This is a genomic window from Bdellovibrionales bacterium, from assembly GCA_019750295.1.
In the GTDB taxonomy this organism is placed as follows: domain Bacteria; phylum Bdellovibrionota; class Bdellovibrionia; order Bdellovibrionales; family JAGQZY01; genus JAIEOS01.
Genome location: JAIEOS010000038.1, coordinates 1 through 1,667, shown reverse-complemented (window position 1 = coordinate 1,667; position 1,667 = coordinate 1). Strand labels below are relative to the sequence as shown.

Here is a 1,667-nt window from a genome sequence, read left to right as displayed (position 1 = left end):
GCCGGTGTACGGGACGAAGCGAAAGTTCCAGTGTGGGGCGAGCACAACATTTGGAATTTAATGGCGGCAGCGACAATTTGTATCGCGGCGGGAATGGACCCTCGGCAGATCTGGGCGAACTTTGGCCGTTGTCGTTCGGCCTGGGGGCGCAATCAGTGGATTCAATTGAAGAGCGGAGCCGATGTTGTTTTTGATGGCTACAATGCCAACCCCGAGAGTTTTCGCGCGCTTCTTAAAAATCTAGAAGCTCCTGAAGTGAAGTCTAAAAAAGTGGTGGGCATCTTTGGGGAAATGTTGGAGCAGGGAGAATATGCCCCTCAAGCCCATGAAGAATTGGGCGAGTGGATCGGAAAATCTCATATTCAAACCTGTTTCTTTATTGGTCCCTCTGCGGGAAGCCTTCGCAAAGGTTTTGAGAGGGCTCGCAAAAATGAGAAAAATCTAATAACTTCAGATACTTATGAACAATCGCTTGCATCAAAAATCAAAAGTGTGATAGAAAAAAACTCTTTAGTAGTTGTTAAGGGGTCCCGCGGAAGCGCTCTTGAAAAAATAGTTCTTCAGCTCGAGCCCATTAATTTTTCAGCAAAGTAATACATAAGAGCGTTCATGATTTATCACTGGTTATATGCACAGGCCGATTCTTTTTCTATTTTAAACGTTTTCCGCTACATCACATTCAGATCTTTTATTTCATTTTTTTCTGCGTTTGCGTTGTGTTGGGCTTGGGGACCTTACTTTATTCGGAGTTTAAGTCGCCTCCAGTGGGGCCAATCCATTCGTGACGATGGTCCACAAAGTCATCTCAAAAAAGCGGGAACGCCGACCATGGGTGGTGGATTGATCTTGATGAGTATTGTGATCCCTTCTTTTTTTTGGATCGATCTTTTTAATCCCTTGGTGTTAGGCACTCTTGTGGTGACCTTAGGATTTGGTCTCATCGGGTACGTCGACGATTTTATGAAGGTCAAAAAAAAGAACAGCAAAGGCCTTCCCGGAAGACTGCGTTTGATTTTGGAATTTTTAATTTCTGGAGCCGTGGTTGCGGTATTGATTCAATTTTTTAATCTTTCAACAGCGGTGCCCATTCCTTTTTTTAAAAGTTTCATTTACGATTTGGGCTGGTTCTACGTTCCGTTCGCAGGACTCGTTGTGGTCGGAGCTGCCAATGCCGTGAATCTCACAGATGGCCTTGATGGTCTTGCGATTATGCCGGTGATCATCTCGGCGGGGACGCTGGGGATCTTTGCGTATGTGACAGGGCATATTCAGATTGCTCATTATTTGCAGATTCCTTTTATTAACGGAGCCGGGGAACTGACGCCAGTGGCGGCTTTGGTCGTTGCGGCAGGGCTTGGTTTCCTTTGGTTTAACGCTTATCCGGCTCAAGTTTTTATGGGCGATGTAGGAAGTTTGAGTTTGGGTGGTTTCTTAGGAATTATGGCGGTTTTCACTCACAACGAGTTACTTTTAGTGATTCTCGGTGGAGTGTTTGTCGTGGAAGCTGTTTCTGTGATTATGCAGGTGGCTTCTTTTAAATTACGTAAAAAACGAATCTTTAAAATGGCGCCGATTCATCATCATTACGAGCTTCAAGGTCTCGACGAGACAAAAATTATCGCGCGGTTTTGGATTATAGCGATTCTTCTCGCTGTTTTAAGTTTAAG

General features: G+C 44.8%; 2 protein-coding genes. Both read left to right on the top strand.

Translation table 11 applies throughout. From position 1 onward, the window contains the following. Positions 1-594, top strand: a 594-nt coding sequence (locus K2Q26_08230; protein ID MBY0315491.1) for a UDP-N-acetylmuramoylalanyl-D-glutamyl-2, 6-diaminopimelate--D-alanyl-D-alanine ligase, incomplete at its 5' end; no start/stop codon positions are given. 15 nt (positions 595-609) lie between these two features. Further along, on the top strand, positions 610-1,667 hold a 1,058-nt coding region (gene mraY / locus K2Q26_08225; protein MBY0315490.1), incomplete at its 3' end, for a phospho-N-acetylmuramoyl-pentapeptide-transferase.